We start from the raw sequence: 18,271 nt of genomic DNA on the forward strand, positions 1-18,271 counted from the left end.
CGATGCCCCAGTCCCCCACCCGCCGTCTGACCGTGGCCCAGGCGCTGGTGCGGTTCCTGTCCGCGCAGTACACCGAGCGCGACGGTGTGCGCCACCGGCTGGTCGCCGGAACCTGGGGCATCTTCGGCCACGGCAACGTCGCGGGGCTGGGCCAGGCGCTCCTCGAAGCCGGCGAGGAGGCGATGCCGTTCCACCAGGGTCGCAACGAGCAGTCCATGGTGCACGCCGCCGTCGGGTACGCCCGCCAGCTGAACCGGCTCTCCGCGCAGGCGGTCACCACCTCCATCGGCCCCGGCGCCACCAACCTGGTCACCGGCGCCGCCCTGGCCACCATCAACCGCCTGCCCGTACTCCTCCTCCCCGGCGAGTACTTCGCGACCCGCACCGCCGACCCGCTGCTCCAGCAGCTGGAGCACCCCACCGAGGCCGATGTCTCGGTCAACGACACCCTGCGCCCGGTCTCCCGCTCCTTCGACCGGATCACCCGCCCCGAGGCGCTGATCCCGGCCGCCCTGAACGCCATGCGCGTCCTCGCCGACCCGGTCGACACCGGCGCCGTCACCCTCGCCCTGCCGCAGGACGTCCAGGCGGAGGCGTACGACTGGCCGGAGGAGTTCTTCGCCGAGCGGGTGTGGCGCGTACGGCGTCCCGTGCCCGACCCGGTCGAGCTGGCGGAGGCGGTGCGGGCGATCCGCGCCGCGCGGCGGCCGCTGATCGTCGCGGGCGGCGGCGTCCACCACAGCGAGGCCGAGAAGGCGCTGAAGGCCCTGGCCGACGCCACGGGAATCCCGGTCGCGTCCACCCAGGCGGGCAAGGGCTCCCTGCGTCACGACCACCCGGCCGACCTCGGCGGCATCGGCCACACCGGCACGGCGGTCTGCGACGACATCGCCCGCACCGCCGACCTGATCATCGGTGTCGGTACCCGGTACACCGACTTCACCACCGCCTCCCACACCCTCTTCCAGCACCCTGACGTCCGTTTCGTCAACCTCAACATCGCCGCGTTCGACGCCCACAAGCTCGCCGCCCGGACCCTGGTCTGCGACGCGCGGGCCGGACTCACGGCGCTGGCCGGGGCGTTGGAGGGCCACCGGGTGGACGAGGCGTACGAGGCCGAGTACCGGGCCGGCAAGGAGCGCTGGGAGCAGGTCGTCGAGGCCGCCTACGGCGCGGCCGACGAGCACGCCGTGCCCACCCAGACCCAGGTGCTCGGCGCCCTGGACGCGGTCGTCGGGGACGAGGACGTGGTCATCAACGCGGCCGGTTCGCTCCCCGGCGACCTGCACAAGCTGTGGCGGGCCCGCAGCCCCCGCCAGTACCACCTGGAGTACGGCTACTCCTGCATGGGCTACGAGATCCCCGCCGGGATCGGCGTCCAGCAGGCGGCGCCCGGCACGGCCGTCTGGTCGCTGGTCGGGGACGGCACGTACCTGATGATGCCGACGGAGATCGTCACGGCCGTCCAGGAGGGCCTGCCGGTCAACCTGGTCCTCATCCAGAACCACGGCTACGCCTCCATCGGCGGCCTGTCCGAGTCGGTCGGCGGCGAGCGCTTCGGCACCGCCTACCGCTACCGCGCCGCCGACGGCACCTTCTCCGGCGACCCGCTCCCGGTGGACCTCGCCGCCAACGCGGCCAGCCTCGGCATGGACGTCATCCGCGCCAAGACCGTGAGGGAGCTGCGCGACGCACTGGCGGCGGCCCGCGCCTCGGACCGGCCCACCTGTGTGTACGTCGAGACCGACCCGACGCCCACCGCTCCCCCGGCGGAGGCCTGGTGGGACGTCCCGGTCGCGGAGACCGCCTCGCGACCGGCGGCCGTCGAGGCACGAACGGCGTACGACCGCGAGGTGGCCGATCAGCGCCGCCACCTCTGACGGCCGGCCACCGCAAGGGCCCACGCTTGTAAGGACAATGCGATGACAGGGGTTCCTGTCATCCGGACGGACGGATACCCTCATGGGCGTGACCAGCGCGACTACGGGGAGTACAGGGAGTCTCGACCTCGGTGTCGACCGGAGCAGCCCGGTACCGCTGTACTACCAGCTGGCCCGGCAGCTGGAGTCGGCGATCGAGCACGGTGCGCTCGGCCCGGGCAGCCTCCTGGGCAACGAGATCGAGCTCGCCGGCCGTCTCGGCCTGTCCCGGCCGACCGTACGGCAGGCCATCCAGTCGCTCGTCGACAAGGGCCTGCTCGTACGCCGCCGGGGCGTCGGCACCCAGGTGGTGCACAGCCAGGTCAAACGGCCGCTGGAACTGAGCAGCCTGTACGACGACCTGGAGGCGGCCGGTCAGCAGCCCACGACCAAGGTGTCGCTGAGCGAGATCCGGCCGGCCTCCGCCGAGGTCGCGGCCGCCCTGGGTATCGCCGAGGGCGCCGACGTGCACCTCTTCGAGCGGCTGCGCCTGACCCACGGGCAGCCGGTGGCGTTCCTCTCCAACTTCGTCCCCGCCGGGCTGCTGGACCTGGACACCGAGCGCCTGGAGTCGACGGGTCTGTACCGGATGATGCGCAACGCCGGCATCACCCTGCACAGCGCCCACCAGAGCGTCGGCGCCCGCATCGCCTCGGCCGAGGAGGCCGACCGCCTGGGCGAGCCGGAGGGCGCCGCACTGCTCACCATGCAACGCACGGCGTACGACGACACCGGGCGCGCGGTCGAGTACGGCACCCACATCTACCGGGCCTCCCGCTACTCCTTCGACTTCCAGTTGCTCGTCCGCAACTGACCTTCAGGGGAAGGGAGTTCGGGACCGGTCGGCCACCGGGGTGTCAGAGGTCCACCCATGCCCCCGACTCGGCCGACCGGCTCATCGCGTCCAGCGCGGTGGCGCTGTGCACGGCGTCGGCGAGGGTGGTGCCGTGCGGGGTGCCGTCGGCGATGGAGCTGAGGAAGTTGTACGCCTCGATCACCTTGAGGTCGTCGTAGCCCATGGCGTTGGCGGAACCCGGCTGGAAGGCCGCGTAGGTGCCGTGGCCGGGGCCGACGTAGAGGGTGTGGACGGACTGGTCCTGGTAGGCGTCGCCCTTGCTGACGCCCAGTTCGCCCATGCGGCGGAAGTCCCAGAAGAGGGCGCCCTCGGTGCCGTGGATCTCGAAGCCGTAGTTGTTCTGCTCGCCGACGGAGACCCGGCAGGCCTCCAGGACCCCCCGGGCGCCGGAGGCGAAGCGGAGCAGGCAGTTGACGTAGTCCTCGTTCTCCACGGGGCCCAGTGCGCCGCCGGAGGCGCGGGTGTGGCCGGCGGTGGCGCCGGCGGGCCGGGCCCGCTCGGGGACGAAGATCGCGGTGTCGGCGATGAGGGAGGCGATGTCGCCGAGCAGGAAGCGGGCCAGGTCCACCCCGTGCGAGGCGAGGTCGCCGAGGACCCCGCTGCCGCCGCGCTGCCGCTCGTACCGCCAGGTCAGGGCCCCCTCGGGGTGGGCGGCGTAGTCGCTGAAGAGGCGGATGCGGACATGGGTGACCGTGCCGATCTCACCGGCGGCGATCAGTTCGCGGGCGGCCTCCACGGCGGGCGCGTTGCGGTAGTTGAAGCCGACGGTGCCCTGGACGCCGGCCTTCGCGACGGCGTCGGCGACGGCGCGGGCGTCGGCGGCGGTGAGCCCGACCGGCTTCTCGATCCAGATGTGCTTGCCGGCCTCGGCCATGGCGACGCCGATCTCCCGGTGCAGGAAGTTCGGCGCGGTGATGCTGACCGCCTGGATCCGCGGGTCGGCGACCACCTCGCGCCAGTCCCGGGCGGTGGTGGCGAACCCGAACTGCCGGGCCGCCTCCTCGGCGCGGCCGGGCACGTCCTCGACGACGGTGACCAGTTCGGGCCGCAGGGCGAGCCGCGGGAAGTGGTGCGGCAGCCGGGCGTACGCCTGGGTGTGCACCCGTCCCATCCAGCCGAACCCCACGACGGCGATACCGAGCCCACTCACCATGACTGCCTTTCTTTGGACCGTTCCAAATACGTACGCCGCTCACACTGCGGGCACGCTCCGGCACTGTCAAGCCCTTTGACACGGACACCCCGCTGTGGAACGGTCCAGGCCATGAGACCCGGACCCGCGAGCCCGACGATCCGCGATGTCGCCGAGCGGGCCGGCGTGTCCAAGTCGCTGGTCTCGCTGGTGCTGCGCGGCTCGGAGCAGGTGCGCGAGGAGAAGCGGCAGGCGGTGCTGGCCGCCGTGGACGAGCTGGGCTACCGGCCGAACGCCGCCGCGCGCAGCCTGAGCGAGCGCCGGACCCGCACGGTCGGCGTCCTCCTCAACGACATGCGCAACCCCTGGTTCGTCGAGCTCCTCGACGGGCTCAACTCCCGGCTGCACGACAACGGTCTGCGCATGCTGCTGGCCGACGGCCATCTCAACCGGCGGCTCGGCGAGGACCTCACCCGCACCTTCACCGAGCTGCGGGTCGACGGGCTGATCGCGGTCGGCACCCTGCCGCCCTCCGAGGCGCTGCGCACGGCGGCCGGGCTGATCCCGACCGTGGTGGCGGGCGCCCGCGAGCCCACGCTCCCGCAGGTGGACGTCGTCGCGGGCGACGACCAGCACGGCGCCCGTCTCGCCACCGAACACCTCATCGGCCTCGGGCACCGGCGCATCGCGCACATCGCGGGGGACGGTGTGGTCGGGGCACTGCGACGCCGCAGCTTCGAGGCGGTCATGCGCGAGCACGGGCTGGGCGATCTGGCGACCGTGGAACGGGGCGACCTGACGGAGGAGGGCGGCTACCGCGCCACGGTCCGGCTGCTGAACCGCCCCGAACGCCCCACCGCCGTCGTGGCGTTCAACGACATGGCCTGCGTGGGCGCGCTCTCCGCCGCCGAGGAGCTGGGGTTGAGGGTGCCGCGCGACCTGTCCCTCGTCGGCTACGACAACACCTACGTCTCCCGGCTGCGCCACCTCTGGCTCACCACCGTGGACAACGCCAGCCACGACGTGGGCCGCACCGCGGCGCAGTGCCTGCTGGACCGCATCGCCGACCCGGCACGCCCCGCCGAGGTCGTCCTGACCACGCCGACGCTGGAGGTCCGGGGCACCACGGGCCCGCCGGGCGGGCCCTGAGAGTGTGGCGGGCCGTCAGCTCGGCGGCAGGCAGTGGTCGTCGGGCGCGACGCTCTGCCAGATGCGCCGCCCGATGTCCCGCAACTGCCGCTGCTGTGCCTTGGTGAGCGCGTCGAACACATACCGGCGTACGGCGTCGGCGTGGCCCGGCGCGCTCTCGACGACCTTGGTGTGACCGGCGTCGGTGAGGACGGCCAGGGTGTAGCGCCCGTCGGAGGGGTCCGGCTCGCGGCGCACCCAGTCGCTGCGCTCCAGCCGTTTCACCAGGTGGGAGAGGCGGGACAGCGACGAACCGACGTGCCCGGCCAGGTCGCTCATCCGCAGGGTGCGCCCCTCGGTCTGCGACAGCATGGCCATCACCACGTACTCGACGTGGCTGACGCCCGCGTCCCGCTGCAGTTCCGCGTCCAGCGCGCTCGGCAGTCTGACCATCACGCCCGCCAGCGCGTGCCAGGTCTCCATCTCCTCGTCGGTCAGCCAGGGCGACTGCTGCGGTGTCTCCATGGCGCCCACTCTACGTGCAGCGTCCGACGACGAAGCCCGCGCCGATCCGCCGATCGACTTGACGCTTCAACTCGATCAGCCTACGTTGAGCGTCTAACTTCTCTTGAACATTCAAGTCATACCCATCTCTCGCACTCGCACGGGAAGAGTCCGCCATGAACGTCACCCTCTGGATCATCGCGAGCCTGCTCGCGGCCGCCTTCCTCGCCGCCGGCCTGATGAAGACCGCCCAGTCCAAGGAGAAGCTGTCGGCCTCGGGCATGACGTGGGTCGACTCGTTCTCCCCGGGCATGGTCAAGACCATCGGCGCGCTGGAGGGCCTGGGCGCCGTCGGGCTGATCCTTCCGGCCGTCCTCGACATAGCCACGGTCTTCGTCCCGCTCGCGGCGACCGGCCTCGCCGTCACGATGCTCGGCGCGGTCGTCTTCCACCTCCGCCGGGGCGAGACCAAGGAGACGGCACCGAGTCTGGTGCTGCTGATCCTGGCGGTCGTGGTGGCCTGGGGCCGGTTCGGGCCGTACGCGTTCTGAGTCCTACTCGGCGTCAGGAACGGCCCCCGCCGTGAGCAGCACGGCCGCCGTCTCGGTGTGAAAGCCGGCGGCCGCCCAGTCGAGCGGGGAGCGGCCCGTGCCGTGGTCCTCGCGGAGGTCGGGATCGGCGCCGTGGGCGAGAAGTTCGCGCACCGCCTCGATGTGTCCCCAGCACGCGGCGCCGCACAGCGGGGTGCCCTCCGCGCCGTGTCCGCTCTCGGTGTCGGGCGAGGCCCCGGCTGCGAGCAGCAGCCGCACGGTGTCGGCGGCCCCGTGGACGGCGGCCGCGTACAGGGGCGTCGTCCCCTCGGCGTCCGTCGTCTCGGCGGGGGCTCCGGCCCGCAGCAACGCGGCGACGGCGGTGGTGTCGCCGATCGACGCGGCCGACACCAGCCGGTGCGACAGTTTCTTCCGCCGCCGTCTGTTCACTGTCGTGCTCCCCCTTGGCAGGACGTCCGGGGCACCGGCCCGTCATGCGCGTCAGCCCGTCGTGCGGGGGTCAGCCCATCACACGTCCTCCCGCGCGGCGACCCCTTTTCCTCGTACGTCGACGGCCGTGAGCGCCAGCGCCAGCAGTCCCGGTACGAGGAACACGAGCGGCAGCAGCATCCAGGCGCTCGTCGCTGCCGTCGCCACGGCGAGGACGACCAGGGCGCTGCCACCCGGATCGCGCACCGCGTCCCGGGCCGCGCCGCGCACAGCCGCCGGCCAGTCCCCGACCGACTCGGGGCGGGCGCAGGCGCGCAGCCCGATCACGGCGGCGCAGGTGCCGACGGCGGCGGCGAGGAGGGCGAAGGCCCGGCCGCCGGGGAGTCCGGCACCGGCGAGGGCCAGGTCGACCAGGGCGAGGGCCAGGCCGCCGAGGGCCAGGAGTCCGGCGGCCAGGTCGCCGGGGCGCAGTCGTCGGCGCAGTGCCCCGAGGAACCGGGCGGCCGTGACCGGACGGTTCTCCCGTACGCCCCGCAGGACCGCGCAGGCCGTGGAGAGCGCGGCGGGCAGGGTGACCAGCGGAAGGCTGACCACCGCCACGGCGACACCGACGCTCAGCACGTCGGCGAACAGCGTCATCCGTGGGCCGAAGATCTCGCCCGGCTCCCGGTCGGTCCGCAGCGCGCTCACCCCTTGATCCCGGAGTTGGCCATGCCCTCCACCAGGAACCGCTGGAAGGCGAGGAAGAACAGCACGATCGGGAGGAGGGCGATGACGGACATGGCGAACATCGGGCCGAACGCCGAGGTGCTCGACGCGTCCACGAAGGACCTCAGGGCCAGGGTCAGGGTGAACTTCTCGGGCGAGAAGAGATAGATCAGCTGGGTGAAGAAGTCGTTCCAGGTCCAGATGAAGGTGAAGATCGCGGTGGTGATCAGGGCAGGCCGGGTCAGGGGAAGGATCACCGAGAAGAAGCTCCGGAACGGTCCGCAGCCGTCGATGCGCGCCGCCTCCTCCAGCTCCCTCGGCAGTCCGCGCATGAACTGCACGATGAGGAAGACGAAGAAGGCCTCCGTGGCGAGGAACTTCGGCAGGATCAGCGGCCAGTAGGTGTTCACCATGCCGAGCTGGTTGAAGATGATGTACTGCGGGATCAGCACGGCGTGGTGCGGCAGCATGATCGTCGCGATCATGAAGGCGAAGAGCGGTCCCCGGAAGCGGAAGCGCAGCCGCGCGAAGGCGTACGCGGCCAGGGAACAGGACAGGACGTTCCCGACGACCGCGCCGCCGGCGATCAGCAGGGAGTTGCCGAGCAGCCGCCCCACCGACACGTCGTTGACACCGTCGAGCGCGGTCTCGTAGTTGGACCACTCCAGCCGGCTCGGCAGCAGGTCGAGACTGGCGATGACCTCGTCCGCGGGCTTCACGGAGGTCGCCAGCAGCCAGGCCAGCGGGTACAGCATGACGAGGAGCGCGGCCAGGCAGCCGGCGTGCAGGGCGACCCGCCGCCAGGCAACGGGCTTGCGGACTACGGGCGTTGAGGGTGTGGTGGTGGTCATCGGTCCCCCTCGGAGGCGTAGAAGACCCAGGAGCGGGAGGTGCGGAACAGGATGGCGGTGACCGCGCCGATGGCGAGCAGCAGCACCCAGGCCATGGCGGAGGCGTAGCCCATGTGGGAGGCGACGAAGCCCCGGTCGTAGAGGTAGAGCGTGTAGAAGAGGGTGGAGTCGGCGGGGCCGCCCTTGCCCGCGCTGACCGCGAAGGCCGGGGTGAAGACCTGGAAGGCCTGGATGGTCTGGAGCACCAGGTTGAAGAAGATCACGGGCGACAGCATCGGGACCGTGATCGACAGGAAGCGGCGCCAGGCGCTCGCGCCGTCCACCTCGGCCGCCTCGTACAACTCCCCCGGGATCTGCTGGAGTCCGGCGAGGAAGATGACCATCGGGGCGCCGAACTGCCACACCGTGAGCAGGGCGACCGCGAGCAGGGCCCAGCCGGGCCGGTTGACCCAGCCGCCGGTGCCGAGGAGGTTGTCGACGGTGCCGCCGTCGTTGAAGATCGCCCGCCAGACCAGGGCGATGGACATGGAGGCGCCCAGCAGGGAGGGGGCGTAGAAGGCGGAGCGGTAGAAACCCCGGCCGCGTTTCATGTTCTTCAGGGCCAGCGCGACCACGAGGGCGAGGGCCAGTTGGAGCGGGACGGCGATGACCACGTACATCAGGGTCGTCGTGACCGAGCGCCAGTAGCGCGGGTCCTCGGTGAACATCTGGGTGTAGTTGCGCAGGCCCACCCAGTCCGGGGCGTTGAAGAGGTCGTAGTCGGTGAAGGAGAGGTAGAGCGAGACGGCCATCGGGAGCAGGGTCAGGACGCAGGCCCCCAGTACCCAGGGGGAGAGGAACACCCAGGCCGCGCCCTCGCGCCGACGGGGGCGCTCGGACCGGCCCGGCCGGGTGGCTCCCTTCTTCCGCGCGGTCGTCGGCAGTTGCGTGGTGGTCATGACCTCAGCTCCGCCTTCGCCTCGGTGAGGTAGTTCTCGGCGGCCTCGCGGGGGGACATCCGCTCGTAGGACACCTGGTCGTAGTCGCGCTGGAACGTGGTCTGCAGGGCGCTGTCGCCCGACGGGGGCGCCTGGGGCGGCGGATCGAGCTTTCCTTCGACCGTGGCCTGGTAGCCGTAGATGGTCTTGTCGAAGTCCTTGAGGTCGGCCGCGATGTCCGCACGGATCGACTCGTTGACGGGGATGCCCCGGGTGGCACCGAGGATCTTCGCGGCCTCGTCGTCGTTGAGCAGGAAGTCGACGAGCCGGGCGGACTCCTCCGGGTGACCGGAGTCGGCGGCCACGCCCATGAACATGGAGGGCTTGAAGTACTGACCGGGGGTGCCGTCCTCGGCCGCCGGCATGGGCGCGAGGGAGATCCCGCTGGGGACGAGCGCGAGGTAACCGCTCGCGGGGGCGTCCCAGTTGACGTCGGATGCGGCCTTGCCCCGGCCGAGCGGGGTGTTCTCGACCGAGCCGTCGAGCTGGGTCGTCTGCTCGGCGGGCGAGACGGCGCCCTCCCTGCGGAGCCCGTCGGTGAAGGTCCACCAGCGGGTCAGGTCCTCGGCGTCGAAGCCGAGTCGCCTGTCCTCGGTGTAGAGGGCCTTGCCCTGGCCGCGCAGCCAGATCTCGAAAGCGTCCTCGCTCTGCCCGGGGTCGGTGCCGCCGGGTTCTCCGGTCTCCTCGGCCACCTTCCGCATGGCGTCGGCCCACTCGCTCCAGGTCCAGCCCACGCGGGGCGGTTCGAGACCGGCGGTCTTCCACTTCTCGGTGTCGTAGACCATGGTCTCGGTGCCGCGGCCCTGCGGCACGGCGTACTGCTTGCCGTCCACCTTGCCGGTGGCCAGCAGGCCCGGCTCGAACTCGGTGGTGTCCAGGGCCTGTTGCTGCTCGGCGAGGTCGAGGAGCACACCACCGGAGGCGTACTGGTCGATCATCCGGTAGTCGAGCTGCATCACGTCCGGGGCGTCGCCGCCGGCGGCCTGGGTGGCGAGCTTCTGCTTGTACGCCTCGTAGCCGGCGAAGGAGGTCTGTACGTCGACCCCCGGGTTCTTCTGCTCGAAGAGCTCGACGGCCGCCTGGGTTCTGGCGGCCCGGTCGGGGTTGCCCCACCAGGTGTAGCGCAGGACGACCTTCCCGCCGTCGCCGCCCGACCCGTCCGCTCCGGAGCAGCCGGTGAGCAGCGCGCAGAGGGCCAGCGCGGTGGCCGCCGCACGGGGTTTCCAGGACTCCCTCGTCCTGATTCGGGGCATGAGTGGGTCACCTCTTTCGCTAGAAAGCGCTTCCACCCCCGTAGTGACCCTAGGGAAGGTCCGGATGTCACGACAAGACCCCTGCACCACCTCCCCACAACGCCGCCGTGCCGCCGTGGTGGGGCTCGGTGCCCGGGCACGGATGTTCACCGAGGCCCTGACGGGTCCCTTCGCGGAACGGGTGGAGCTGGTCGGGCTCTGCGACCTGAACACGCACCGCATGGCCGTCCACAACGCCTGGATAGCCGCCGACCACCCCGGCCGCGCGCCCGTACGGGCGTACGGGGCCGACGAGTTCGACGAGATGCTGCGCCGCGAGCGGGTCGACCTGGTCGTGGTGTGCACGGTGGACCGGACCCACGACCACTACATCGTCCGCGCCCTGGAGGCGGGCTGCGACGTCGTCACCGAGAAGCCGATGACGACCGACGCCGAGCGCGCCCACCGCATCCTGGAGGCGCGGCGGCGGACCGGGCGCGAGGTCCGCGTCTCCTTCAACTACCGCTACAACCCGGTGCATTCGGCCGTACGGGAGCTGCTCGCTCGCGGGGAGATCGGCGAGGTCGGCTCGGTGCACTTCGAGTGGCTGCTGGATCTGCGGCACGGCGCGGACTACTTCCGCCGCTGGCACCGCGACAAGGCGAACTCCGGCGGACTGCTGGTCCACAAGTCGACCCACCACTTCGACCTGGTCAACTGGTGGCTAGGCACCCGCCCCGAGACCGTCTACGCCCAGGGCGGCCTCTTCTTCTACGGCGACGCGGCGGGCCGCCGCCGGGGCCTCGCCCGGGACTACGACCGCGCCCACGGCTCCCTCGCCGCCGAGGGCGACCCCTTCGCGTTGCGCCTGGCGGACTCCCCTGTCCTCGGCGCGCTCTACCTGGACGCCGAGGGGGAGGACGGCTACCACCGCGACCGGAACGTCTTCGGTCCCGGCGTGTCCATCGAGGACGACATGGCGGTCCTGGTGCGGTACGTGTCCGGGGCGACCCTGACGTACCACCTCACGGCCTACTCTCCCTGGGAGGGCTACCGGATCGCCTTCAACGGCAGCGAGGGGCGCGTCGAACTGCTGGTGGAGGAGTCCACGTGGACCCGGCCCGATGTGCGGATCACCGGGGCGAGCCCGGTCCTGCACGGCGCCGAGGCGGGCGGGGAACCCGGCAGGACCCAGCTGCTCGTACGCCGTTTCTGGGAGCAGCCGCGTGAGGTGAAGGTCGAGACGGGCGAGGGCGGGCACGGCGGCGGCGATGTCCGCATGCTGGCCGACCTGTTCGGGGAGCGGGTGCCGGACGCGCTGGGGCGGGCGGCCGACGCGATGGACGGGGCACGGTCGCTGGTGACGGGGCTGGCGGCGAACCGGTCGCTGGAGACGGGGATGCCGGTGACGGCGCGGGAGCTGCTGGACGTGTGAGCCGTCCTCGGTCTCCGCGCGCCGCCCGGCGCTCACGCTGTGCGGATCACCAGACGAGGTCGAGGCGTTCCGGGGAGCGGTGGATCAACGTCGGCCGCATGGTGATCCGTCGGCCCTCCGTCAGCCGCAGCTCCGGGAGGCGGCTGGACAACAGCTCCAAGGTCAGGCGGAGTTGTTCGCGGGCGAGCTGTGAGCCGGGGCAGGTGTGGGTGCCGAAGCCGAAGGAGAGGTGACGGCTGCCGGCGGGGCGGGCGATGTCGAAGGCGTCGGCGCGCGGGTGGCGGGTGGCGTCCCGGTTGGCGCCTGCGAACGCGAGGAACACCGGTGTCCCGGCGGGGAGTTCGGTGCCGGCGAGGGTGACCGGGCGGGTGGTGACGCGGCGGAAGCCCTGCAACGCGGTGTCATAGCGGGCTGCTTCCTCGATGGCGGCCGGGATGCGCTCCGGTTCGGCGCAGAGCAGCTCCCATTGCCGGCGTTCGCGCAGCAGGTGCAGGAGGGTGGTCCCGATCAGGGCCGTGGTGGTCAGGTGTCCGGCGATGAGCAGGTTCTGCAGGTGGGCGACGACCTGGTGGCGCTGATCGAGCGTCAGCTCGGCGGTGCCCGGTCCGGCGACGGAGGTGATGAGTTCGGTGCCGAGGTCCTCGCGCGGGTCGGCGCGCCGGGCCCGCACGAACCCGTCGAGCCGGTGGGCCGTGGCGACCACGTCCTCGGCTGCCGCGATCTGTTCGGCCTCCGCCATGGGCCGGAACAGCAACTGCTCGGCCCGGTGACCGCCGTGCACCAGCGCCGGTACGTCGTCCGGGTCGAACCCGACGAGACGCCCGATGACCTCCCCGGGCAGCCGTCCCGCGTAGGCGGACATGAGCTCGACGCGGCCGCCCTCGCCGTTCTTGACGAAGTCGTCGACCAGGGCGGCGGCCCGTTCGGCGGCGTACGGCAGGACGGCGGCAACTCTGGCGGGCGACAGTCCGCGCACGATGGGGGCGCGCAGCTCCTGGTGCAGGGCCCCGTCGGCGGTGACGACGACGGGGCGACCGCCGAAGCCGCCGCCGAGGACGGCCAGCGCGGCGGGCGCGGGCATGACGTCGGGGCGCAGCGCGTTCGCCGAGGAGAAGTCCTCCGGGCGCCGCAGCACCTCCCGTACGTCGGCGTCCCGTGCCACCAGCCAGGAGTCCAGCTCGGGGACGTACGTCAGCCCCTCCGCCGCCCTGGCCCGCGCGTAGAGCGGATACGGATCCCGCTGCAACTCGTCGAGTCTGCCGTGCAGTTCAGGGTCCACGAGAGCACCTTCCGACCAGGGGCGGGCGTGCGGTCGCGCTCATCGTGCCGTACCGCGTGGCGGGGCGGTAGGGGCTCTGCGACGGGTGCGCCACCCCGCCGGGCAGGCCTGGACGACGGGCGCGTCGGACGGGGCGCGGGGACAGGTCTGCCGGACGAGCGGACGGGCGGACGGGCGGACGGGCGGACGGGCGGACGGGCGGACGGGCCATGGACAGCCGGGCGCGCGGCCCTCCGCGTGCCCTCGCCACGCGCCTCGTCCGCGCCTGCTCCCTTACCCTCACCCAGTGGTTCTCTTCCTCCTGGAACGTCTCTCCCCGCTCCCGGCGGGCCGCGCCTGGCAGCTCCTGACCGACTGGCCCCGGCACGCGGACGTCGTACCGCTGACCCGCGTCACCGTGCGCACGCCTCCACCGACCGGAGAGGGCACGCTGTTCGTGGCCCGCAGCGGTGTCGGGCCGCTCGGCTTCGACGACCCGATGGAGGTCACGCTCTGGCAGCCACCGGAAGCCGGTTCTCCCGGCAAGTGCCGTCTCGTCAAGCACGGTTCGTGCGTCACCGGATGGGCCGAGATCGAGGTCCACCCGTACGGTGACGGCGCGTCCCGCACGGTCTGGCGCGAGGACCTGCGGGTGCGATGGCTGCCGCCCCTCTTCGACCGGCCGCTGGCCTGGACGGCGCGACGGATGTTCGGGCGAGCCGTCGACGGACTGCTCGCGGCCGACGGCCGACGGCCCGGCTGAGTCCGCTCGCTCCGACGGGCCCTTCGCGCACCGCTGCCCGAACACCGTTGTCAGACCCTCCGTCTACTGTCCGAACCATGACCACACCCCGCCACACCACCACCCGGGAGTCCTACGACACGGTCGCCACCGACTACGAGAAGCTGCTGAGAGACGAGTTGGCGAGGAGCCCGTTCGAGCGGGCCGTGCTGGGCGTGTTCGCCGAACTGGTGTCGCAGGCCGGGGGCGGACGCGTCGCGGACCTGGGGTGCGGGCCGGGACGGATCACCGGACACCTGGCCTCCCTGGGGCTCGACATCTGCGGCGTCGACCTCTCGCCGCAGATGGTCGCCGTGGCCCGCTGGGTTCACCCGGGACTCCGGTTCGACGTGGGCACGATGACCGCGCTCGACTTCGAGGACGGCTGCCTGGCGGGAGCCCTCGCCTGGTACTCCACGGTGCACACCCCGCCCGCCGAACTCCCGCAACTGTTCCGAGAGTTCCACCGGATACTCGCCCCCGGTGGACTCCTCGCGATGGCGTACAAGGTGGGCGACGAGTCCGTCCACCTGACGCACGCCTACGGCCACCCCCTCGACCTCGACGTCTACCGCTTCGATCCGGATCGCATCGCCGCGCTGCTGGGCAGCGCCGGGTTGACGGAGTCGGCGCGGCTGGTGCGGGAGGCCGACGGGCCCGGCACCGTGGCGAGCACCCCACAGGCATACGTGCTGGCGCGCAAGCCGGGGTGACCTGACAAGCGGGGCGGGCTCGGGGATCCGGTGTCGGCCGTCGTCAGGACGGGCCCGGGTCGCCGTCGCGGGGCGTGGACAGGCCGTCGCGGCGGTCGCGGTCGCCGTCGCCCGTGGTGCTGAGGAGGGTGTCGCAGATCTCGCGGAGCTTGTCGGTGGCCTGTTTGGAGAAGAGCCCGCAGAGCCCGGCGATGCCGGAGAACCCGTACGGGTTGGTCGCCCCGGCGCCGGAGCTGCCGGCGAACAGGCCGCCGCGCAGCAGGAGATAGACCAGGAGCGCCAGGGCCACGCCGATACCGGCCCGCAGGAGGTACCACCACAGCCAGCTCGCGTAGAGCCGCCGGTTGCCGACGTACGTCGCGAAGGACGTGGCCGCGTGGACGAAGCTGCCGAGCGCGCTGCAGACGACCACGGCCAGCAGCATGGCGGTGTCGGCGGTCAGCGACCAGTCCCCCAGGCCGAACGGCGACCAGCGCGCGGTGGCCGTGGGCTCCGCCCCGGGCTCGACCGTCGCCAGCACCGCCGGCCAGAGCGTCACGAGGGCTCCGCAGACGAAGACGACGTCGGCGAGGAGAAAGAGCCCCAGGAGCGCGGTCGAGACGGTCGACAGCCGCCGGTCTTCGGCGGCACCGTCGCTTCCGGGTTCCCCTGGACCGGCGTCGCCACCCGAGTCTCCGTCCCGGGCTCCGGCACCGCCATAGGCATCCTCGACGGTCCTGGTGTCGGCGTTCCCGTCGGTGCTGTCGCCCGAGGTGGTGCGGTCGTCGGTGGCGGTGTCGGTATCGGTGGCGGTGGCGGCACTCCGCTGTCCTTGCTCGTCCGCCGTCGGCGTCGCCGTCGCCTCCGACGCCGACGCCGACTCCGACTCCGTCGCGCCGTCCAGGCTCTCTGCCCCGCCCCCGTGCGGGCGCTCCCCACCGGTCATCGTGGTCAACTGTCCGCCCCCGTCGTGCTGTTGCCCTGTCGCAACGGTCGGCCCTGCCGCGCCCGGGGTCAAGCTGTCGGTGCGGGCCGGGGTTCAGGAGACGCGGAGGCCCGGAAGCTCCGAGAGGGTGGTCGGGCCGTCGTGGTGAATCGGGGTGTGCGCTCCGGTCAGGGAGACCCCGCTGCCGCCCCGCCGGTCGGCGACGATCTCGGCGGCGATGGACAACGCGGTCTCCTCCGGGGTGCGCGCGCCGAGGTCGAGCCCGATCGGGGACCTGAGCCGTGCCAACTCCAGCTCGGTGACGCCGACTTGGCGAAGGCGCTCGTTGCGGTCCAGATGCGTGCGGCGGGACCCCATCGCGCCGACGTAGGCGACGGGGAGCCGTAGGGCGAGCTGGAGGAGCGGGACGTCGAACTTGGCGTCGTGGGTGAGGACGCAGAGGACCGTACGGGCGTCGACGGACGTGCGCTCCAGATACCTGTGGGGCCACTCGACGACGATCTCGTCGGCCTCCGGGAAGCGGGCGCGGGTCGCGAAGACGGGGCGGGCGTCGCAGACGGTCACGTGGTAGCCGAGGAACTTGCCGACACGGACCAGCGCCGACGCGAAGTCGATCGCGCCGAACACGATCATCCGGGGCGGTGGGACGGACGACTCGACGAGCACCGTGAGCGGCGCTCCGCAACGCGCGCCCCGCTCGCCGACCTCCAGGGTGCCCGTGCGGCCGGCGTCGAGGAGGGCGCGGGCCTCGGCGGCGACCGTGCGGTCCAGCTCGGGGTGGGCGCCGTACCCGCCGTCGTACGAGCCGTCCGGGCGGACCAGCAGGGCGCGGCCCCGCGACTCCGCCGGACCGGAGACGATCCGGGCCAGGGCCGCCGCCTCCCCGCTCGCGGCGGCGGAGAGCGCGGCGGCGGCCACCGGGCGGACGGGATCGCCGGCCCGCACCGGTGTGACGAGGATGTCGATGACTCCCCCGCAGGTCAGCCCGACGGCGAAGGCGTCGTCGTCGCTGTAGCCGAAGCGTTCGAGGACCGTCTCGCCGTCGACCAGCGCCTGTTGGCACAGCTCGTAGACGGCGCCCTCCACACAGCCGCCGGAGACCGAGCCGATCGCCGTGCCGTCGGCGTCCACCGCGAGGGCGGCGCCCGGCAGGCGGGGCGCGCTGCCGCCGACGGCGACCACGGTGGCGACGGCGAAGTCACGCCCCTGCTCGACCCACCGGTGCAGTTCTTCGGCGATGTCCAGCATCTCTCGGTCTCCTTCGGCTTCGACAGGGGTGGTGCGGAGGGTACGTGGCGGGGACGCCGCCTAGTGCACGCCCATCCAGCTCTCGATCGGGTTGAGGGCGAAGAAGACGACGAAGACCGCCGTCAGGCCCCACATGAACGCCCCGATCTCCCGCGCCCGGCCCTGGGCGAGCTTGATGGCGACGTAGGAGACGACTCCGGCGGCGACACCCGCGGTGATGGAGTACGTGAACGGCATGATCACGACCGTCAGGAAGACCGGGATCGCGGTCGCGCGGTCGGACCAGTCGACGTGCCGGGCGTTCGTCATCATCATGGCGCCGATGACGACGAGCGCGGCCGCCGCGACCTCGCCGGGCACGATCGCCGTGAGCGGGGTGAAGAACAGACAGGCCGCGAAGAACAGGCCGGTGACTACGGAGGAGAGGCCGGTACGGGCGCCCTCGCCGACTCCCGTGGCCGATTCCACGAACACCGTCTGGCCCGAGCCGCCGGCCACACCGCCGATCGCGCCGCCCGCGCCGTCGATGAACAGCGCCTTGGACAGGCCCGGCATCCGCCCCTTGTCGTCGGCGAGCCCGGCCTCCGTGCCCACACCGATGATGGTGGCCATCGCGTCGAAGAACCCGGCGAGCACGAGGGTGAAGACGATCATGCCGACCGTCATCGCGCCGACGTCGCCCCAGCCGCCGAACTCGACCTGGCCGAAGAGCGAGAAGTCCGGCATCGAGACCGCGCTGCCGTGCAACTCCGGTGCGCCACCCGCCCATTGCTTCGGGTCGATGACGTCGAGGGCGTTGAGGAAGACTGCGACGACGGTACCGCCGACGATGCCGAGCAGGATGGCGCCGGGGACGCCCCGGGCCTGGAGCATGAAGATCGCGAGGAGGGTGACCGCGAAGAGGAGAACGGGCCAGCCGGCGAGTTCACCGGCCGGGCCGAGGCTGACCGGGGTCGCCTTGCCCTGGTGCACGAAACCGGCCTTGTAGAACCCGATCAGCGCGACGAACAGACCGATCCCCATGGTGATCGCGTGCTTCAGGGCGAGCGGGATGGCGTTCATGATCATCTCCCGAAGCCCGGTGACGACCAGGAGCATGATGATCACGCCGTACATCACGCACATGCCCATCGCCTGCGGCCAGGTCATCTGCGGGGCGACCTGCGAGGCGATCACGCCGGAGACGGAGAGACCGGCGGCGAGGGCGAGCGGGACCCTGCCGACGACGCCCATGAGGAGCGTGCTGACAGCGGCGGCGAGCGCGGTCGCCGTGATCAGGGCCTTCTGGCCGAGGGTGGCACCCGCCGCGTCCGGGCCGGAGAGGATGAGCGGGTTGAGCAGGAGGATGTACGCCATCGCCATGAAGGTGGTGACACCGCCGCGGACCTCTCGGGCGAGGGTGGATCCTCGCCGGGTGATGTGGAAGTACCGGTCGAGACGGGACCGGCCGGCCGGGTCGACGGCGTCTTCGGCGACCGTCCTCGGCTTCAGCGACTGTTGGGTCATGGGGCCTTCTCCCAAGGTTCACAGGGACACCCGGCCGTTGCACTGGGCTTCGGCGGGATTTGGGAAGGTGCCCGACCCGGGGGACGGCCCGAGACGAACGTGGTGGTGGGGGTGGGTG

General features: G+C 72.1%; 18 protein-coding genes. 7 read left to right on the top strand and 11 right to left on the bottom strand.

What is annotated here, in order from left to right:
* Nucleotides 1-2 precede the first annotated feature (2 nt).
* Entirely contained in the window at nt 3-1,880 is a 1,878-nt protein-coding gene (iolD, locus tag P1P70_RS23405) for a 3D-(3,5/4)-trihydroxycyclohexane-1,2-dione acylhydrolase (decyclizing) (protein WP_319240863.1), read from the top strand.
* Between the two features lie 82 nt (nt 1,881-1,962).
* Nucleotides 1,963-2,733 (top strand): GntR family transcriptional regulator, encoded by a 771-nt coding sequence (locus P1P70_RS23410; RefSeq protein WP_319240865.1) that lies wholly within the window; start codon nt 1,963-1,965, stop codon nt 2,731-2,733.
* A 43-nt stretch (nt 2,734-2,776) separates the two neighbouring features.
* Here P1P70_RS23410 and P1P70_RS23415 read toward each other — a convergent pair whose 3' ends face one another.
* Nucleotides 2,777-3,928, bottom strand: coding sequence for a Gfo/Idh/MocA family oxidoreductase (locus P1P70_RS23415; RefSeq protein ID WP_319240867.1), 1,152 nt, complete (start codon nt 3,926-3,928; stop codon nt 2,777-2,779).
* 111 nt (nt 3,929-4,039) lie between these two features.
* On the opposite strand from P1P70_RS23415, the gene P1P70_RS23420 reads away from it, so the two are divergent.
* Nucleotides 4,040-5,056 carry a LacI family DNA-binding transcriptional regulator gene (locus tag P1P70_RS23420; protein ID WP_319240869.1) on the top strand — a complete coding sequence of 339 codons (1,017 nt, stop codon included), beginning with the start codon at nt 4,040-4,042 and terminating at the stop codon, nt 5,054-5,056.
* Nucleotides 5,057-5,071: 15 nt separating this feature from the next.
* Here the strand turns inward: P1P70_RS23420 and P1P70_RS23425 are convergent, their stop codons facing one another.
* Nucleotides 5,072-5,560, bottom strand: coding sequence for a MarR family winged helix-turn-helix transcriptional regulator (locus tag P1P70_RS23425; RefSeq protein ID WP_319240870.1), 489 nt, complete (start codon nt 5,558-5,560; stop codon nt 5,072-5,074).
* A gap of 155 nt (nt 5,561-5,715) precedes the next feature.
* On the opposite strand from P1P70_RS23425, the gene P1P70_RS23430 reads away from it, so the two are divergent.
* Nucleotides 5,716-6,090 carry a DoxX family protein gene (locus tag P1P70_RS23430; RefSeq protein ID WP_319240872.1) on the top strand — a complete coding sequence of 125 codons (375 nt, stop codon included), beginning with the start codon at nt 5,716-5,718 and terminating at the stop codon, nt 6,088-6,090.
* Nucleotides 6,091-6,093: 3 nt separating this feature from the next.
* Here P1P70_RS23430 and P1P70_RS23435 read toward each other — a convergent pair whose 3' ends face one another.
* The 5 genes from P1P70_RS23435 to P1P70_RS23455 form a co-directional block, all read right to left on the bottom strand.
* Complete coding sequence (locus P1P70_RS23435; RefSeq protein WP_319240874.1) at nt 6,094-6,519, bottom strand: ankyrin repeat domain-containing protein; 426 nt, start codon at nt 6,517-6,519, stop codon at nt 6,094-6,096.
* Between the two features lie 78 nt (nt 6,520-6,597).
* Nucleotides 6,598-7,209, bottom strand: coding sequence for a hypothetical protein (locus tag P1P70_RS23440; protein ID WP_319240876.1), 612 nt, complete (start codon nt 7,207-7,209; stop codon nt 6,598-6,600).
* Nucleotides 7,206-8,078: a carbohydrate ABC transporter permease gene (locus P1P70_RS23445; RefSeq protein WP_319240878.1), complete on the bottom strand. Its 873-nt coding sequence runs from the start codon at nt 8,076-8,078 to the stop codon at nt 7,206-7,208. The genes P1P70_RS23440 and P1P70_RS23445 overlap by 4 nt, the downstream gene beginning before the upstream one ends.
* Nucleotides 8,075-9,016: a sugar ABC transporter permease gene (locus P1P70_RS23450; protein WP_319240880.1), complete on the bottom strand. Its 942-nt coding sequence runs from the start codon at nt 9,014-9,016 to the stop codon at nt 8,075-8,077. Before P1P70_RS23450 ends, P1P70_RS23445 begins: the two co-directional genes overlap by 4 nt.
* Nucleotides 9,013-10,308: an ABC transporter substrate-binding protein gene (locus P1P70_RS23455; protein WP_319240882.1), complete on the bottom strand. Its 1,296-nt coding sequence runs from the start codon at nt 10,306-10,308 to the stop codon at nt 9,013-9,015. Before P1P70_RS23455 ends, P1P70_RS23450 begins: the two co-directional genes overlap by 4 nt.
* Before the next feature lie 64 nt (nt 10,309-10,372).
* Between P1P70_RS23455 and P1P70_RS23460 the strand changes: the two genes are divergently transcribed.
* The gene (locus P1P70_RS23460) at nt 10,373-11,722 is read left to right on the top strand and encodes a Gfo/Idh/MocA family oxidoreductase (RefSeq protein ID WP_319240884.1); all 1,350 of its coding nucleotides are present in this window, start codon (nt 10,373-10,375) and stop codon (nt 11,720-11,722) included.
* Nucleotides 11,723-11,768: 46 nt separating this feature from the next.
* Here P1P70_RS23460 and P1P70_RS23465 read toward each other — a convergent pair whose 3' ends face one another.
* Nucleotides 11,769-13,001: a cytochrome P450 gene (locus P1P70_RS23465; RefSeq protein WP_319240886.1), complete on the bottom strand. Its 1,233-nt coding sequence runs from the start codon at nt 12,999-13,001 to the stop codon at nt 11,769-11,771.
* A gap of 286 nt (nt 13,002-13,287) precedes the next feature.
* On the opposite strand from P1P70_RS23465, the gene P1P70_RS23470 reads away from it, so the two are divergent.
* Both P1P70_RS23470 and P1P70_RS23475 read left to right on the top strand, forming a co-directional pair.
* Nucleotides 13,288-13,743, top strand: a complete 456-nt coding sequence (locus P1P70_RS23470) for an SRPBCC family protein (protein WP_319240888.1) — start codon at nt 13,288-13,290, stop codon at nt 13,741-13,743.
* A 77-nt stretch (nt 13,744-13,820) separates the two neighbouring features.
* Nucleotides 13,821-14,474: a class I SAM-dependent DNA methyltransferase gene (locus tag P1P70_RS23475; protein WP_319240890.1), complete on the top strand. Its 654-nt coding sequence runs from the start codon at nt 13,821-13,823 to the stop codon at nt 14,472-14,474.
* A 43-nt stretch (nt 14,475-14,517) separates the two neighbouring features.
* Here the strand turns inward: P1P70_RS23475 and P1P70_RS23480 are convergent, their stop codons facing one another.
* From P1P70_RS23480 to P1P70_RS23490, 3 genes are all read right to left on the bottom strand, one after another.
* On the bottom strand, nt 14,518-15,399 hold the full coding sequence (locus P1P70_RS23480; RefSeq protein ID WP_319240892.1) for a hypothetical protein: 882 nt from the start codon (nt 15,397-15,399) through the stop codon (nt 14,518-14,520).
* 93 nt (nt 15,400-15,492) lie between these two features.
* Entirely contained in the window at nt 15,493-16,647 is a 1,155-nt protein-coding gene (locus P1P70_RS23485; RefSeq protein WP_319240894.1) for an XdhC/CoxI family protein, read from the bottom strand.
* Between the two features lie 60 nt (nt 16,648-16,707).
* Entirely contained in the window at nt 16,708-18,153 is a 1,446-nt protein-coding gene (locus tag P1P70_RS23490; protein WP_319240895.1) for an NCS2 family permease, read from the bottom strand.
* Between the last annotated feature and the right edge of the window lie 118 nt (nt 18,154-18,271).

Source organism: Streptomyces sp. MB09-02B (assembly GCF_033794485.1).
GTDB lineage: Bacteria > Actinomycetota > Actinomycetes > Streptomycetales > Streptomycetaceae > Streptomyces.